Below are 13,548 nucleotides of genomic sequence, written 5' to 3' on the forward strand. Positions count from 1 at the left end.
CACCGGCCCGGTCAGCGCTGCGCCGCCAGCCCGCGCTGCGCGGGGAGCCTGACGGTTCCGGCGCCGGCACCGGCTCGGAGCGCGTCGGCGAGACCGGCCGCCGAGGTGCCGAATCCGGTCGGCCGCAGCGCGGCGCCCCCCGCGGGGAGCGGAGGAACTGCCGCCCCCGCGCGGCGCAGCAGCGTGGCCTCGTCGTAGCGGTAGCAGCCCCGGTGCCAGTTGAGGATGCCGGCCAGCCAGTCCTTGAGCCCGGCGGCATAGCCGTCCAGCGTGCTCCTGGCCTCCTCGGACAGGTCGAAGTCCTGGTAGAGCGCGGGCAGTTCCAGCTCGACGATGTGCTGGAACTGCTCCATCCTGGCCGTCATCAGGTTGTTGACGACCTCGGCCGCGGCCTCTCGGTCGCAGTCCAGGAAGTTCTCGACGACCAGCACCCCGTTGTGGACCTCGCCCTCGAACTGGATCTCCTTCTGGTAGGAGAAGACGTCGTTGAGCAGGCAGGCGTAGTCCGCGGCGGCGTTCTCCATGGCGCGCACCGGACGGCTGCGGTAGACCTCGGGCGGCACCGTCCCGCCGTGGGAGATCCGCGACAGACTCATCGTCAGGTCCGAGCCGAAGGTCCTGCGGCGCATCTCGATGTAGTCGACCGGGTCGGGGATGCGGTTCAGCCGCTGGTTGTCCAGCTCCCACAGCCAACTGCTGGTCATCGCCTCGACGGTGTCCCGGAAGCGGCGCCGCGCCGGCACGTCCATCGGCGCGGCGGTACGGGCCCACAGGTCGGCCAGGCCGGTCTCCAGCGGACTCGTCGGCACCGGCGTCGACAGCGGCACCGGGCCGTCCGTCTCCAGCGGCATGAACAGGGACAGCCGTTCGGTGCACGCCTTGGCCGCGACCGCCCCGCCGGCGCCGCGGCCGAACAGGACCGGATAGAGGTCGTCGCCGTAGGTGCCCCAGGCGAGCCAGTCGCTGGTGAGGTCCAGCTGCTCCCGGGTCGCGTCCGGGTGGATCCCGGCCGAGCACAGCGCGAAGTCGTAGCCGCGCATCTCGTCCACGGTCCAGATGCCGGTCCCGGTCAGGCCGATCCGCGCGGCCCAGTCCAGGGTGTGCGCCCGGGAGGCGTCCAGGTGCGGGCTCATCCGCAGCTCGAAGGGCATGGTGAAGTCCGGCAGCGGCAGGTGGCCGACCGGCCGGTACGGGACGTTGCCGTGCTGCCTGGCCCGGCGCGGCAGCGACTCCGCGATCGAGCCCAGCAGCCGGGCCGCCGAGGTACCGATCCCGAGCGGCCCGGCCAGCAGCCGCGCGGCCGCGGCGTCCGTACCGGAGGCCCCGGTCACGCCGGCGGCACCGGTCACGCCGGCGAGACCGCCAGCACCGGCGAGACCGGCCGCAGCACCCGCAGCGCCCGCGTGGCCGTTCATGTACCGGCTGGAACGCATGTGCCACTCGTGGCCGCCGGCCTGCCAGTCCTGGAGGCCCTTCACATACAGCCCGACGTCCAGGCAGGACTGCGGGTCGGCCCCGCTGTCCAGCAGCAGCGGCGGCACCTCGGCCAGCGCGGTGTGCTCGAACTGCCGCAGGCGCGAGCTCAGCAGGTCGTTGGTGGCCTCGGCGGCCTCCTGGGTGCTGCAGCCCAGGAACTTCTCCAGCACCAGCACGCAGTTGGCGAGCTCGCCCTCGTCCTCGACCTCGCGCTGGTAGGAGAACAGGTCGTTGCGCAGGTGCACCCCGTCCGCGAAGGTGTCCTTGAGCACCTGCATCGGCCGGCTGGCCGCGATCGCGGCCGGCACCTCGGCGCCGACGGCGTGCTCCACCAGGTCCGCCGACCAGGGCGCGCCGCCGACCTTGCGCCGCATCTCGATGTACTCGACCGGGTTGGACAGCCGGCCCTCGTTGATGTTGCCCAGCTCCCAGAGCGACTCCTCCAGCAGCGCCCGGGTGCTCTCACGGAACCGGCCGCACCAGTCGGCCGACATCGACGGCACGGTCCGGGCCCAGAGGTCGGCCAGGCCCTGTTCGACGGCGTTGCCCGGCTCCGGCGCACCGCCGGCTCCCGCCGCCGCCCCGGCCCCGGCCGCGGGCATGAACAGCGGCAGCCGGTCCAGATAGGCCTTGGCCCCGGCCATGTCCCGGGTGCGCTTGAAGATGTCCAGGAAGTGGTCGTCGAAGAAGAACACCCAGACGTACCAGTCCGTGACCAGCGCCAACTCCTCGGCCGAGCAGTCGGGGTGGGTGTAGGCGCAGAGCAGGGCGTAGTCGTGGGCGTCGAAGGTCGCCTCGTCCCAGATCCCCGATCCCTCGATCATGACCATGTCGCGCGCCCAGGCCTTGGAGTGCTCGCGGGCGCTCTCGAGATGCGGGTTGAGCCGTGCCGGGTACGGCATGTAGAAGTCAGGAAGCGTGAAGGGCTGAGGCATGCGCGGGCCGGGCCTTTCGTCGAGCGGTCCCACCATGGGATCCGTACGTGGATTCCGTACCTGGGATCCGTACCTGGATCTCTCCTCACGCTAGGTCGCACACACCTCGCCGGGTCCCCGGTCCGGGAGAGCTCGCCCGATCAGGTGAAATCCCGGCCCGACCGTTTCGGAGCCGGTTGCGCCGTCCCTGCGGGCCGCATGTGGAAAGCTGAGTCCCGTCCCGGGCAGCGGGGCGACTCCCAACCGACCGACCCCACGCAACCGACCCCACCCGACCGACCCGACCCGAACGGCTCGACCGACGATGACCAGCAGCACCACCGAAGCGGACGCCGCCGCGGCCGGCGATGCCCCGGCACCGCAGCACGCCGCGCCGCCCCGGAGCCGGACACGACGGGTCGCCCTGCTGGTCTGGCCCGCGCTGGCGGTCTACGCCGCGTCCACCGCCGCGCACCTGCTGCTGCTGTCGGCGATGATCCCGGCCGGCGGCCCGAGCCTGCGGAACCGGCTGACCACCTGGGACGGCGGCTTCTACCTGGACATCGCCACCCACGGCTACCCGCACGGCTTCAGCTACGACCCCTCGGGCAAGCTCACCGGCAACACCCTGGCCTTCTTCCCGCTCTACCCGATGCTGGTCCGGGCCGTGCACGAGGTCACCCGGCTGGACGTCCCGATGGCCGGCATCGTCACCGCCAACCTCGCCCTGATCGCGGCGCTGATCGTGGTGCTGCAGCTGTTCACCCGGCTGTACGGACGGCGCACCGCGGTCGTCGCCATCGTGCTGCTCGCCGGGGCGCAGCCGATGGCGCTGGTCTTCCTGATGTCCTACAGCGAGTCGCTGTTCCTGGCGCTGGCCGCCGGGATGCTGCTGGCCGCCCATCGGCGGGCCTGGCTCACCGCCGGCCTGCTCGCCCTGCTGGTCGGCCTGACCCGGCCGGCCGCCGTCGCCGCCGTGGTGGCGCTGGGGGTGGCGGTGCTGCTGCACCTGGTGCGGGAGCGCCGGATCAGCTGGCGCCCGCTCGCCGCGCTGGTGCTGGGCTGTGCCGGGACCCCGCTCTACCTGCTGTGGGTGGCGCTGCGGGTGGGCCGGGCCGACGCCTGGTTCCAGATCCAGGGCGCCGGCTGGGGCACCCAGTGGGACAACGGCCGGGCCATCTGGGACTTCCTGGTGCAGACCCTGGCCACCGGCGACGGCTGGGTCCCGGTCAGCACCGCCGTCCTGCTCATCGCCCTGGTCTGCGCGACCCTGGTCACCTGGCAGCGCGGCAGCTGGCCGCCGCTGGTGGTCTACGGCACCAGCATCGTGGTGCTGACGCTCTGCCAGAGCAACTACTACCACTCCAAGCTGCGGCTGCTGCTCCCGGCCCTGGTGTTCCTGGTCCCGCTGGCCCGCTCGATCGCCCGTACCCGCAGCCGTACCGCGGTGCTCACGCTGGCGGCGGCCACCGTCTTCGGGTGCTGGTACGGCGCGTACATGATCACCGTCTGGAGCTACGCGATCTGACCGGGTCGGCCCGGGCGCTGCCTGTGCGGGTCAGTTGGTCGCGACCCAGGTCACCCGTCGCGGCTCGCCCTGCGGCATCCCGATGCCGATGGTGCCCGCGTCCGCGAGGTCGCGCAGCGCCTGCTCGGTGGCCCGCCCGTCGTAGGACTTGAACCGGCACAGGTCGGTGACCGTGGGATGGAAGGCCACTCCGGCGCTGAGGAAACTGCGGATCGACTTCAGGACGTCCGCCCGGATCTCTGCGGTGCTGTTCATGCCACCCACGCTAAGCCGGATCGACTCGTCACGCCTGGTCAGCACCGTCCGAGGGCCAGGAGATCGGACCGCCGTCGGGCCAGCTGCCGCCCGGCGCCGACGGCCCCGGCTGCGCCGACGGCCAGTCGTCCGGGCCGCCGAGCCGCCACTCGACGATGGTGGGGTCCAGCTCGAACCACTCGGTGAGGCCGGCCATGTCCAGCAGCTTCTCGACATCGGCCAGGCTCTCGGCCAGCGCCACCACGTTGTGGCCCAGTTGGACCCTGCGGCCGGTGCCGTCCGGACCGGTCTCAGGGGGGAGGACGATGACGATCGGGTCGGGATTCTCCATGGATCAAGGCTGCGCGACCCCGGCACGGTCCGCACCCGGGAAGATCCACCGGTGTCTCAGGAGATCAGCGTCCGCTTCTCGCGCAGCACGCAGAACTCGTTGCCCTCGGGGTCGGCCAGCACCGTCCAGGACTCCGTTCCGGTCTGGCCGATGTCCACCCGCCGGGCCCCCAGCGCGAGGATGCGGGCGATCTCCGCCTCCCGCTCCCCCGGGCCGGGGTTCAGGTCGAGATGGAGCCGGTTCTTGCCGGCCTTGCCCTGCGCCGCCGGCATGAAGCAGATCCCCACCGCGGCGTCGGGGGCGGGCCCGATGACCACCTCGCGCTCGCGCTCGGAGAGGATCCGCCAGTCCAGCACCGCCGCCCAGAACCGGGCCAGCCCGGGCAGATCGGTGGTGTCGACCACGATGTGGTGCAGTGAGACGGTCATACCGCCAGTGTGCGGGTGGCGCGGCGTCTCGTTCCCCGAATATGGCTTGCCCGGCCGCATCCCCGGCGCAAGCATCGGCCCATGCCAGTCGACCAGCACCTCTTCGTCCTGTTCCTGCTCACCACTCTCGTCGCGATGGTCAGCCCCGGCCCCGACATGCTCTTCGTGCTCGGCTGCGGCATACGCGGCGGTGCCCGTGCCGGGCTGCTCGCCACCGCCGGGGTCGCCACCAGCGAGGTCGTCCACATCACGCTCGCCGCCGCGGGACTCTCCGCCTTCTTCGCCGCCGCGCCGACCGCCTTCACCGCGCTGCGCATCGTCGGCGCCGCCTACCTGGTCCACCTCGGCGTCCAGGCGATCCGCCACCGCGGCCAGGACCGGCCGGAGGCCGCCGGTGCGACCGGGATGTCCGGCCGCCGCGCCTACCTGCGCGGCCTGCTGACCAACCTGGTCAACCCCAAGATGGTCACCTTCACCATCGCCTTCCTCCCGCAGTTCGTCGACCCTGGACTCGGCCGGGTCTGGCTGCAGTTCATGGTCCTCGGCGCGGTCTTCGTCGCCCTGGAGTTCCTGGTCGACGGAACCGTGGGCCTCTTCGCCGGCCGCATCGGCAGCTGGCTCGGCCGCCGCCGGACCGCCCGCCGCCGCCTGGACGTCGCCACCGGCGGCGTCTTCATCGGCCTGGGCGTCCGTTTGGCAGCCGAGCGCTGACGCTGCAGCCGGCCTCCACTCCTCGGCCCCCGGACTCAGGCGTCTCGGCGGCGGAGGACGAACCAGCCGCCCAGGAGTGCGGCGGCCACCCAGAGGACGGTGATCAGCAGGCCGGTCCAGGGGCCGTAGGCGTCCTTGGACTGGTGGTGGATCTGCAGGAAGCGCTGTCCGGCCTGGTCGGGCAGGTACTGGGTGGCCGCCGTGACGCCCGGGATGGCCTGCAGGATGCCGGACACCAGGAAGAAGAACGGGACCAGGATGCCCAGGGCCAGGGTCTGCCGCCGGAGCATCGTCGCCACGCCCAGCGACAGCAGGGCGATCAGCATCAGGTAGGCGGCGCCGCCGAGCACCGCCCGCAGCACGCCCGGATCGCCGAGCGACACGCCGTGGTCGCCGAGCATCGCCTGGCCGACGAAGAACGCCGTGAACGCGGCGACCAGACCGACCAGGAAGGTCACCCCGGCCAGCACCGCGGCCTTGGCGGCGTAGAAGACCGTGCGGTTGGGGACCGCGGTCAGCGAGAGCCGGATCATCCCGCTCGCGTACTCCCCGCCGATCATCGTCACGCCGAGGACGACCATGGCGAGTTGGCCCAGGACCAGGCCGGCGAAGCTGGTGCGGACCGGTTCGAACGGCTTGCCGTCGGAGACCACGCTGGCGAAGTTGCGGTTCATGAAGAAGCAGATCAGGGCGCCGACGCCGACGGTGGCCAGCAGACCGGCGAGCAGGGTCCAGCGCGGGCCGCGCAGGGTGCGGAGTTTGGTCCACTCGGCGTTCATCGCGTCGGACCACCGGGGCGGGGTCGCTGCGCGTGCGGGCTGCTGCGCCGCCCCGGTGAGGATTGCCGTGGTCATGAGGTGGCTCCCGTCGTTGTCGTCGCCGATCCGGTCCGGTCCGCGGCGGGCCGGACGCCGTTGGGGGTGGCGTCGGCGTGGTACTCCACCGCGTCCGCGGTCATCCGCATGAACGCCTCCTCCAGGGAGGCGCGTTGCGGGCTCAGCTCCTCCAGGACCACACCGCCGGCGCCGGCCAGCGCCGCGATCGCGGCCGGGTCGCTGCCCTCGACCTCCCAACTGCCGTCCGGGGCGCGGACGGCGGTGATGCCCCGGGAGTCGAGTGCGTCCAGCAGGGCCTGCGGCTGCGGGGTGCGGATCCGCACGTAGCTGCGGGCGTTGCGGTCGATGAACTCCTCCATCGGCACGTCCGCGAGCAGCCGTCCGCGTCCGATGACCACCAGATGGTCGGCGGTCAGCGCCATCTCGCTCATGAGGTGGCTGGAGACGAAGACCGTGCGGCCCTCGGCGGCCAGCCCCTTCATCAGGTTGCGGATCCACAGGATCCCCTCGGGGTCCAGCCCGTTGACCGGCTCGTCGAACATCAGCACCGGCGGATCGCCCAACAGCGCCGCGGCGATCCCGAGCCGCTGCCCCATGCCCAGGGAGAACCCGCCGGAGCGCTTGCGGGCCACGTCCTGCAGGCCGACGGCGGCCAGCACCTGGTCCACCCGCCGGTCCGGGATCCGGTTGCTCCGGGCCAGCCAGAGCAGGTGGTCGCGGGCGGTCCGTCCGCCCTGCGCGGCGGACGCCTCCAGCAGCGAGCCGATGTGCGTCAGCGGAGCGGGCAGCTGTGCGTAGGAACGCCCATCCACCAGCACCTGGCCGCCGGTGGGCCGGTCCAGGCCCAGGATCAGGCGCATGGTGGTGGACTTGCCCGCGCCATTGGGGCCCAGGAAGCCGGTGACCTGGCCGGGCCGGATGGCGAAGCTCAGCGAGTCCACCGCCGTCTTGTCTTCGTAGCGTTTGGTCAGCTCCCGTAGCTCGATCATCGCTGGTCCGCCTCTGCGGGTGGCGTGCTGAGGTCCATGGCTGTAACTCCTTCACGCGCGGTGTGCAACTGTCCCTTTCAGGAGACCGCGCGCAGGGGTCGACCCGCGTCGGGCCACGGGCGACACCTGGGCTACTCCCTGTGCGGTACGGCCTGCATCGCCCTCGAGCTCCGGGCCGCCATGGCGGCACTCACCGGGACGGGCTCGGACTTCATGAGGCCGCAGGAGGATCCGACCGTGCGGTAGCACCGGGTCCACCGTCCGGTGGACGGGGCGGTCCACCGTTCGCTGCTCATGGCGTGGTGGTGGCCCCGGGCATGCTGAGTCCATGGACATCCAGGGACCTTCCGCCAACCGCCGCTCCCACCTCCTCATCGGCATCTGCGCCTCCCTGCCGCTGAGCATCACCTGGTCGGCGCTGCTGCTCACCCACGCGGTCTCCGGTGGGGCGCTCACCGGAATCGCCGTCTCCGTGGCCGTCACCGGACTGCTCTCCGCGCTCATCGTCAGGTCACGGTTCCACTGCGACAACTGAGCTCTGCTGAACGGCTGCTGACCTTCCGTCAGGCAGAGTGGGCCACAACACCCCCGGCCCGTCGCGCCGGAGCGGTGCCAACCGCCGCCCCCGGGGTGGTAACGCTGCGTAACGCTTCGAGATGCGGACCGCCACGGCTGCTGCCACGGTGGGAATGCACCTGCCCCATGCGGGTGCTGTGCATCCGAGACCATGCAGGAGACATCTCATGTCGAAGGTCAAGAACCGCGAACGCAAGCAGCAGAAGGCTCTCGCCACCGCCGCCCGCCCCGGGCAGTACGCCCAGGACCCGGCGCTCGAGAACACCGAGCCGATGCTGATGCCGTCCTCCATGCCGCAGCCGGTGGCACGGAAGAAGGAGAAGCGGTACGGCCACAACTGACCGTCCGCGGTGACCTGTGAGGTGTGCGGGCCGGCATGCCGGCCCGCACACCGCCGTCGCGTTCACAGATCGCGGCGGTGCACCACCGTCAGCGCGACCACGACGGCGACCAGCGGCCAGACCGCGTAGACGGTCCAGGAGCCGGCGACCGTGGCCAGGTGGTAGCCGGGCGTGCCGGGAGGAAGGTACTCCGGGCCGACGTCCTTGAGCCGCTGCCAGGCGCGCAGCACCAGGGCGTGGTTGAGGTCCGCCTCCCAACGGTGGTTGTCGGTGAGCAGGTTGGGCACCAGCAGCAGGAGCACCACCACCGTCACCATGGTGGTGGCACTGTGCCGGATCAGCGCGCCCAGGCCCATCCCGACCAGCGCGCTCACCGGCGCCAGCAGCGCGGAGACCAGCACGAAGCGCACCGCGCCGGGATAGCTGATGGAGATCCCGGCGTGCCGTCCGGACAGGATGGCCTGGGTGATCCAGAACGACGTCCCGGCGACCACGAGGCCGTAGGCCGTCATCACCGCCGCGACCACGGTGATCTTGGCCGCCAGCAGCGACCGGCGCGCGGGGACCGCCGCGAAGCTCACCCGGATCAGTCCGGTGGAGTACTCCCCCGCGACGGTGATCGCGCCGATGCAGCCCGCGGCGAGCAGCAGGCAGATACCGGTGTTGTTGCTGAAGGCGTCGCCCAGGGACCACCCCGGGACGAAGGCGGCCCTGATCGACCGGGAGTAGTGGGGCCAGTTGTTGTAGTCGGCCAGGGCGCCGTTGGCGTTCATGGCGACCAGGGCCAGCCCGCTGAGCCCGATGGCCCACCAGGTCGACCGCAGCGTCCACAGTTTGAGCCACTCGGCGGCGAGCAGGTCACGGAACCGGGCCGGCGGTTCGCCGCCGGACGGCGCGGCGGCTCGGGGGGCGTGTGTGAGTGCGGTCATCGGGGGTCTCCGGCGAGGTATTCGACGCTGTCGGCGGTGAGTTCCATGAACGCCTCCTCCAACGAGGCAGTACGGGTGGCCAGTTCACGGAGCAGGATCCGGTGCTCGAAGGCCAGTTCGCCGATCCTGGCGGCGTCGAGCCCGGCGACCGAGAGGCCGCCTTCGCCGTCGGGCCGCACCACCGCGCCCTCGGCCGTGAGCAGTCCGGTCAGCGCCCCGGCGTCGGGCGTCCGGACGGTGACGCTCAGCCGGGTGCCGCGGGCGGCGAACTCGGCCAGCGGCTCGTCGGCGATCAGTTCGCCACGGCCGATGACCACGAGCTGGTCGGCGGTGTTCTCCATCTCGCGCATCATGTGGCTGGAGACGAGCACGGTGCGGCCCTCCCGGGCCAGCCTGCGGAACAGGCCGCGCACCCAGAGCACCCCTTCCGGGTCCAGGCCGTTGAGCGGTTCGTCGAACAGCAGCACCGGCGGGTCCCCGAGCAGCGCGGCGGCGATGCCGAGCCGCTGCTTCATGCCGAGCGAGAAGCCGCCGACCCGGCGCCGGGCGGCCTCGGACAGGCCGACCTCCCGCAGCACCTCCTCGACCCTGGTCGACGGGATGGCGTTGCTGCGGGCCAGGACCGCGAGATGGGCCCGGGCGCTGCGGCCGCCGTGGACGTCGCCGGCGTCGAGCAGGCCGCCGATGTGGCGCAGTCCGCGCGGGTGGTCCCGGAACCGGTGCCCCAGCACGGTGACGCTGCCGCTGGTCGGCTGGTTCAGACCGAGGATCATGCGCAGGGTGGTGGACTTGCCCGCCCCGTTGGGGCCCAGGAACCCGGTGACCCGGCCGGGGCGGACGGTGAAGGTGAGGTTGTTGACGGCGGTGGTGCGGCCGTATCGCTTGGTCAGCTGATTGACTTCGATCACCCGGCCAACGCTGCCCGGTCGCGGTGGTGCGCGGCATCGGACCGGCGTCGGCATTCGCGTCCCCGGATCGGACCGCGGATGTACAACCACGGTCCGATGCCCCGCGAAGAGCGCCGCGGTTAGCATCGGCCCATGTCCGCCACTGCGCCCCGTCCCCTGCTCAAGCGTGTTCCACCGGGTGCGTGGACGGCACTCGCGTGGAGCGCGGCCACCGCGTACTCGATCATCGTGCTGGTCAGGCTGCCCGGCGAGGGGTACTTCCCGCGCCACTACAACCCGTTGGAGATGCCGCCGGGGAACCGGCTGAACCTCCTGATCGCCACGGTCCTGGCCGTTGCGGGCAGCGCCTGGCTGCGCCGCCGGCCGATGGCGGCGCTGTCACTGCTGCTGCTCGGCGCGGTGGCCGGGGCGATGGTGCTGAACTCGACGGAGATCAACTTCCTGCAGTTCCTGACCGTCGACGTCGCCCTGTGCCACATCGCGGCCACCCGGCCGCGGCGCGTCTCGGTCCCCGCCGCCGGTCTGGCGATCGGTGTGCTGGTCGTCTACGCGGCGGTGCGGGTGCTGGTCCACTTCGTGATCGGCACCTCGACGATGCTGACGGTCGCCCTCACCGTCGCCGTGGCCTGGCTGATCGGCGACTCGGCGCGGCAGAACCACGAGCACGCGGAGACGCTGCGGGCCCAGGCCGCGGCCCAGGCGGTCACCGCCGAACGGCTGCGGATCTCGCGGGAGCTGCACGACATGGTCGCGCACAGCATCGGCATCATCGCGCTCCAGGCAGGAGCGGCCCGCCGGGTCATCGAGACCCAGCCGACGGCCGCGCGGGACGCGTTGGGCGCCATCGAGGGCGCGGGACGGGAGGCGCTGGCGGGGCTGCGCCGGATGCTCGGGGCGCTGCGGCAGGCCGAACCGGAGGCCGCCGGGGAGGGGTCGGCGCTGCGGCCGGCGCCGGGTCTGGCCGATCTCGACCGGCTGGCGGAGGCGACCACGGCCGCGGGGGTCCGCGTCGAGCTGGAGTGGCACGGGGAACGGCGGCCACTGCCCCCGGACATCGAGCTGTCCGCCTACCGCATCGTCCAGGAGTCGATCACCAATGTGGTGCGCCACGCGGGGACGGCCTCCTGCCTGGTGTCCATCGGCCACGGGCCCGAGGAGCTCTCCATCGAGGTGCTGGACTGCGGGTCCGGACCCGGCGGGCCGGGACGGGAGGCCGCCGCGGCGGCCGGCTACGGCCTGGTCGGCATGCGGGAGCGGACCGCGCTGCTGCACGGGGAGTTCCGCGCCGGCCCCCGCCCCGAGGGCGGCTTCCGGGTGGCCGCCCGGCTGCCGCTGCCAGTGGGGGTCCGGTGACGGTCAGGGTGGTGCTCGCCGACGACCAGCCGCTGGTGCGCGCCGCGCTGGGCATGGTGATGGCCGACGCCCCGGACATCGAGGTGGTCGGCGAGGCCGGGACCGGCGCCGAGGCGGTCACCCTGGTCCAGGAGGTCCGGCCGGACGTGGTGGTGATGGACATCCGGATGCCGGGTATGGACGGGATCGAGGCCACCCGACGGGTCACCGGCGGCCCCGGCTCGACCCGTGTCGTCATACTGACCACCTTCGACGATGACGACTACGTCTACGGCGCGCTGCGGGCCGGCGCGTCCGGCTTCCTGGTCAAGGACATGGCCCTGGAGTCCATCCTGACCGCGGTGCGGGTGGTGGCGGCCGGCGACGGCCTGATCGCGCCGAGCGTCACCCGGCGGCTGATCGCCGAGTTCGCCGGCCGCCCCGAACCGTCCCGCACCCGGACCGCCCCCGGCGCGCCCGGGACCGCCGGGCGCAGGCTCGACGGCATCATCACCGAGCGCGAACACGAGGTGCTGACCCTGGTCGGACGCGGCCTGTCGAACACCGAGATCGCCGCCGAACTGGTCATCAGCATCGCCACGGTGAAGACCTATCTGACCCGGCTGCTGGCCAAGCTCGACGCGCGGGACCGGGTCCAGCTGGTGATCATCGCCTACGAGGTCGGCCTGGTGGCGCCGAACTCCTGACGCCTCGCCACCCTCGCCACCCTCGCTACCAGTGACGGCCGTTCGGCAGGTCGGCGAGGCCGGGGGCGGACAGGTGCAGCACCTCGTAGCGCTCGGCCCCCTGCTGGTCCGGCGGGACCGAGTCCTGCCACAGGACGAACCTGACCAGTTGCCAGTGCTGGGTGTCCACGGCCAGGGCGGCGGTGTGGACGTCCTCGCGACGCGCCAGTTCGGCGAGCGCGTCGATCTCCTGCTGGATCCGTGTCGCCAGGGCCAGGCCGGTGGACTCGGGATCGGCCTCCGGCGGCAGTACGGTGAGCTGCCGGGACGCCGCGCGGGGGGTCGTGCCGCGAGCGGGTCCCGACAGGCAGGCCAGGCCGCTCCACTGGCGCACCGCCGGGCGGCCGAAGAAGCGGATGATCCGCTCGAACCCTCCGCCTCCGACCAGGAATCCGGCCATCGCCCCCGGGTCGTTCCACAGGTAGAAGCAGGAGTACTCGTTCACCGGAGAGCCGTCCCTGCCGCGCTCGCGGAACAGGTAGGCCTTGAGCCCCAGTCCGTCGAGGTCGTCCAGGGTGTGCCAGGCCGCGGCGATGCGCTTGCGCAGCATCGGGAGGTCGTAGTCGGCGGGCAGGGTCATCTCGTACTGGGAAGCCAGCATGCCGTACATACTAGTAGGTACAGTCAAGACTTCCGAGCCACCGCGTACTCCTCCCGCGTGATCGCCAGCACCCGGACCGGCTTGTCGTGGGCGGGGACGGTGGTGAGCCGGTCCTGACGCAGGCCCAGCTTCTCCATCACCCGGCGCGAGGGCTCGTTGTCCACGTGGCAGATGCTGACGACCCGGTCCAGCTCCGCCTCCTCGAAGGCGAAGCGCAGCGCCTCCCGGGCCGCCTCGGTGGCGATGCCGCGGCCCCAGTGGCGCGGCAGCAGCCGCCAGCCGATCTCCACGGCCGGCATGATCTCGGGCAGGAACCGGGGCACGGCCAGACCGACCCAGCCGGTGAGTTCACCGGTCTCCGCCAGCTCCACCGCGAACAGGCCGTAGCCAAGTTCCGCCCAGGCCGCCCGGATCCGCTCGAACCAGGCGGCCGCCTCCTCCCGGCTCTTGACCTTCCCGTCCCCGACGTAGCGCATGACCTCGGGGTCGGAGTCCAGCTCGACCAGCGTCTCCAGGTCCTCGTCCCGCCAGCCGCGCAGCACCAGCCGCTCGGTACGCAACACGACCTCGGCCATCGCACCCACCCCATCTCTCCATCGTCCGACCTCGGGAGACTATCCCGGTGGGCGACCGGGTGAGGGCCCGGC

The 13,548-nt window shown here is 72.2% G+C and carries 16 protein-coding genes; 6 read left to right on the forward strand and 10 right to left on the reverse strand.

Going from position 1 to position 13,548, the window contains the following annotated elements:
• Positions 1-11: 11 nt before the first annotated feature.
• On the reverse strand, positions 12-2,411 hold the full coding sequence (locus tag ABUW04_RS21740; RefSeq protein WP_380566289.1) for a terpene synthase family protein: 2,400 nt from the start codon (positions 2,409-2,411) through the stop codon (positions 12-14).
• 304 nt (positions 2,412-2,715) lie between these two features.
• Here ABUW04_RS21740 and ABUW04_RS21745 point away from each other — a divergent pair, with 304 nt between their 5' ends.
• Positions 2,716-3,918 carry a hypothetical protein gene (locus ABUW04_RS21745; RefSeq protein ID WP_380566290.1) on the forward strand — a complete coding sequence of 401 codons (1,203 nt, stop codon included), beginning with the start codon at positions 2,716-2,718 and terminating at the stop codon, positions 3,916-3,918.
• Positions 3,919-3,948: 30 nt separating this feature from the next.
• Here the strand turns inward: ABUW04_RS21745 and ABUW04_RS21750 are convergent, their stop codons facing one another.
• Genes ABUW04_RS21750 through ABUW04_RS21760 form a run of 3 tightly spaced genes read right to left on the reverse strand, consistent with a single transcriptional unit; the run spans position 3,949 to position 4,932 of the window.
• Positions 3,949-4,173, reverse strand: coding sequence for a hypothetical protein (locus ABUW04_RS21750; protein ID WP_380566291.1), 225 nt, complete (start codon positions 4,171-4,173; stop codon positions 3,949-3,951).
• Between the two features lie 28 nt (positions 4,174-4,201).
• Positions 4,202-4,504 (reverse strand): hypothetical protein, encoded by a 303-nt coding sequence (locus tag ABUW04_RS21755; RefSeq protein ID WP_380566292.1) that lies wholly within the window; start codon positions 4,502-4,504, stop codon positions 4,202-4,204.
• A 56-nt stretch (positions 4,505-4,560) separates the two neighbouring features.
• Entirely contained in the window at positions 4,561-4,932 is a 372-nt protein-coding gene (locus tag ABUW04_RS21760; RefSeq protein ID WP_380566293.1) for a VOC family protein, read from the reverse strand.
• A gap of 81 nt (positions 4,933-5,013) precedes the next feature.
• On the opposite strand from ABUW04_RS21760, the gene ABUW04_RS21765 reads away from it, so the two are divergent.
• Positions 5,014-5,643: a LysE family translocator gene (locus ABUW04_RS21765; RefSeq protein WP_380566294.1), complete on the forward strand. Its 630-nt coding sequence runs from the start codon at positions 5,014-5,016 to the stop codon at positions 5,641-5,643.
• A gap of 35 nt (positions 5,644-5,678) precedes the next feature.
• Here the strand turns inward: ABUW04_RS21765 and ABUW04_RS21770 are convergent, their stop codons facing one another.
• Both ABUW04_RS21770 and ABUW04_RS21775 read right to left on the reverse strand, forming a co-directional pair.
• Positions 5,679-6,422, reverse strand: coding sequence for an ABC transporter permease (locus ABUW04_RS21770; RefSeq protein ID WP_380566370.1), 744 nt, complete (start codon positions 6,420-6,422; stop codon positions 5,679-5,681).
• A 71-nt stretch (positions 6,423-6,493) separates the two neighbouring features.
• Complete coding sequence (locus tag ABUW04_RS21775; protein WP_380566295.1) at positions 6,494-7,468, reverse strand: ABC transporter ATP-binding protein; 975 nt, start codon at positions 7,466-7,468, stop codon at positions 6,494-6,496.
• A 328-nt stretch (positions 7,469-7,796) separates the two neighbouring features.
• Between ABUW04_RS21775 and ABUW04_RS21780 the strand changes: the two genes are divergently transcribed.
• Together ABUW04_RS21780 and ABUW04_RS21785 are read left to right on the forward strand one after the other, a co-directional pair.
• Positions 7,797-8,003, forward strand: a complete 207-nt coding sequence (locus tag ABUW04_RS21780) for a hypothetical protein (protein ID WP_380566296.1) — start codon at positions 7,797-7,799, stop codon at positions 8,001-8,003.
• Between the two features lie 208 nt (positions 8,004-8,211).
• Complete coding sequence (locus ABUW04_RS21785; RefSeq protein WP_157624025.1) at positions 8,212-8,385, forward strand: hypothetical protein; 174 nt, start codon at positions 8,212-8,214, stop codon at positions 8,383-8,385.
• Between the two features lie 62 nt (positions 8,386-8,447).
• Here ABUW04_RS21785 and ABUW04_RS21790 read toward each other — a convergent pair whose 3' ends face one another.
• Both ABUW04_RS21790 and ABUW04_RS21795 read right to left on the reverse strand, forming a co-directional pair.
• Positions 8,448-9,314 (reverse strand): ABC transporter permease, encoded by an 867-nt coding sequence (locus ABUW04_RS21790; RefSeq protein ID WP_380566297.1) that lies wholly within the window; start codon positions 9,312-9,314, stop codon positions 8,448-8,450.
• Entirely contained in the window at positions 9,311-10,222 is a 912-nt protein-coding gene (locus ABUW04_RS21795) for an ABC transporter ATP-binding protein (protein WP_380566298.1), read from the reverse strand. The genes ABUW04_RS21790 and ABUW04_RS21795 overlap by 4 nt, the downstream gene beginning before the upstream one ends.
• Positions 10,223-10,354: 132 nt before the next feature.
• Between ABUW04_RS21795 and ABUW04_RS21800 the strand changes: the two genes are divergently transcribed.
• Both ABUW04_RS21800 and ABUW04_RS21805 read left to right on the forward strand, forming a co-directional pair.
• Positions 10,355-11,575 (forward strand): sensor histidine kinase, encoded by a 1,221-nt coding sequence (locus ABUW04_RS21800; RefSeq protein WP_380566299.1) that lies wholly within the window; start codon positions 10,355-10,357, stop codon positions 11,573-11,575.
• Positions 11,572-12,261, forward strand: a complete 690-nt coding sequence (locus ABUW04_RS21805) for a response regulator (protein WP_380566300.1) — start codon at positions 11,572-11,574, stop codon at positions 12,259-12,261. Before ABUW04_RS21800 ends, ABUW04_RS21805 begins: the two co-directional genes overlap by 4 nt.
• A gap of 25 nt (positions 12,262-12,286) precedes the next feature.
• Here ABUW04_RS21805 and ABUW04_RS21810 read toward each other — a convergent pair whose 3' ends face one another.
• Both ABUW04_RS21810 and ABUW04_RS21815 read right to left on the reverse strand, forming a co-directional pair.
• Positions 12,287-12,901: a DUF4865 family protein gene (locus ABUW04_RS21810; protein WP_380566302.1), complete on the reverse strand. Its 615-nt coding sequence runs from the start codon at positions 12,899-12,901 to the stop codon at positions 12,287-12,289.
• A 23-nt stretch (positions 12,902-12,924) separates the two neighbouring features.
• Positions 12,925-13,476, reverse strand: a complete 552-nt coding sequence (locus ABUW04_RS21815; protein WP_380566303.1) for a GNAT family N-acetyltransferase — start codon at positions 13,474-13,476, stop codon at positions 12,925-12,927.
• Positions 13,477-13,548: the final 72 nt, after the last annotated feature.

The sequence above is a fragment of the Streptacidiphilus jeojiensis genome (assembly GCF_042510965.1).
In the GTDB taxonomy this organism is placed as follows: Bacteria; Actinomycetota; Actinomycetes; order Streptomycetales; family Streptomycetaceae; genus Streptacidiphilus; species Streptacidiphilus jeojiensis.

Bases quoted from the DNA above. Each gene is read 5' to 3' on its own strand.
- ABUW04_RS21740 (WP_380566289.1), bottom strand. From the start codon at position 2,411: ATGCCTCAGCCCTTCACGCTTCCTGACTTCTACATGCCGTACCCGGCA.
- ABUW04_RS21780 (WP_380566296.1), top strand. From the start codon at position 7,797: ATGGACATCCAGGGACCTTCCGCCAACCGCCGCTCCCACCTCCTCATC.
- ABUW04_RS21755 (WP_380566292.1), bottom strand. From the start codon at position 4,504: ATGGAGAATCCCGACCCGATCGTCATCGTCCTCCCCCCTGAGACCGGT.
- ABUW04_RS21770 (WP_380566370.1), bottom strand. From the start codon at position 6,422: ATGAACGCCGAGTGGACCAAACTCCGCACCCTGCGCGGCCCGCGCTGG.
- ABUW04_RS21810 (WP_380566302.1), bottom strand. From the start codon at position 12,901: ATGCTGGCTTCCCAGTACGAGATGACCCTGCCCGCCGACTACGACCTC.
- ABUW04_RS21815 (WP_380566303.1), bottom strand. From the start codon at position 13,476: ATGGCCGAGGTCGTGTTGCGTACCGAGCGGCTGGTGCTGCGCGGCTGG.
- ABUW04_RS21785 (WP_157624025.1), top strand. From the start codon at position 8,212: ATGTCGAAGGTCAAGAACCGCGAACGCAAGCAGCAGAAGGCTCTCGCC.
- ABUW04_RS21745 (WP_380566290.1), top strand. From the start codon at position 2,716: ATGACCAGCAGCACCACCGAAGCGGACGCCGCCGCGGCCGGCGATGCC.
- ABUW04_RS21760 (WP_380566293.1), bottom strand. From the start codon at position 4,932: ATGACCGTCTCACTGCACCACATCGTGGTCGACACCACCGATCTGCCC.
- ABUW04_RS21765 (WP_380566294.1), top strand. From the start codon at position 5,014: ATGCCAGTCGACCAGCACCTCTTCGTCCTGTTCCTGCTCACCACTCTC.
- ABUW04_RS21790 (WP_380566297.1), bottom strand. From the start codon at position 9,314: ATGACCGCACTCACACACGCCCCCCGAGCCGCCGCGCCGTCCGGCGGC.
- ABUW04_RS21800 (WP_380566299.1), top strand. From the start codon at position 10,355: ATGTCCGCCACTGCGCCCCGTCCCCTGCTCAAGCGTGTTCCACCGGGT.
- ABUW04_RS21775 (WP_380566295.1), bottom strand. From the start codon at position 7,468: ATGATCGAGCTACGGGAGCTGACCAAACGCTACGAAGACAAGACGGCG.
- ABUW04_RS21750 (WP_380566291.1), bottom strand. From the start codon at position 4,173: ATGAACAGCACCGCAGAGATCCGGGCGGACGTCCTGAAGTCGATCCGC.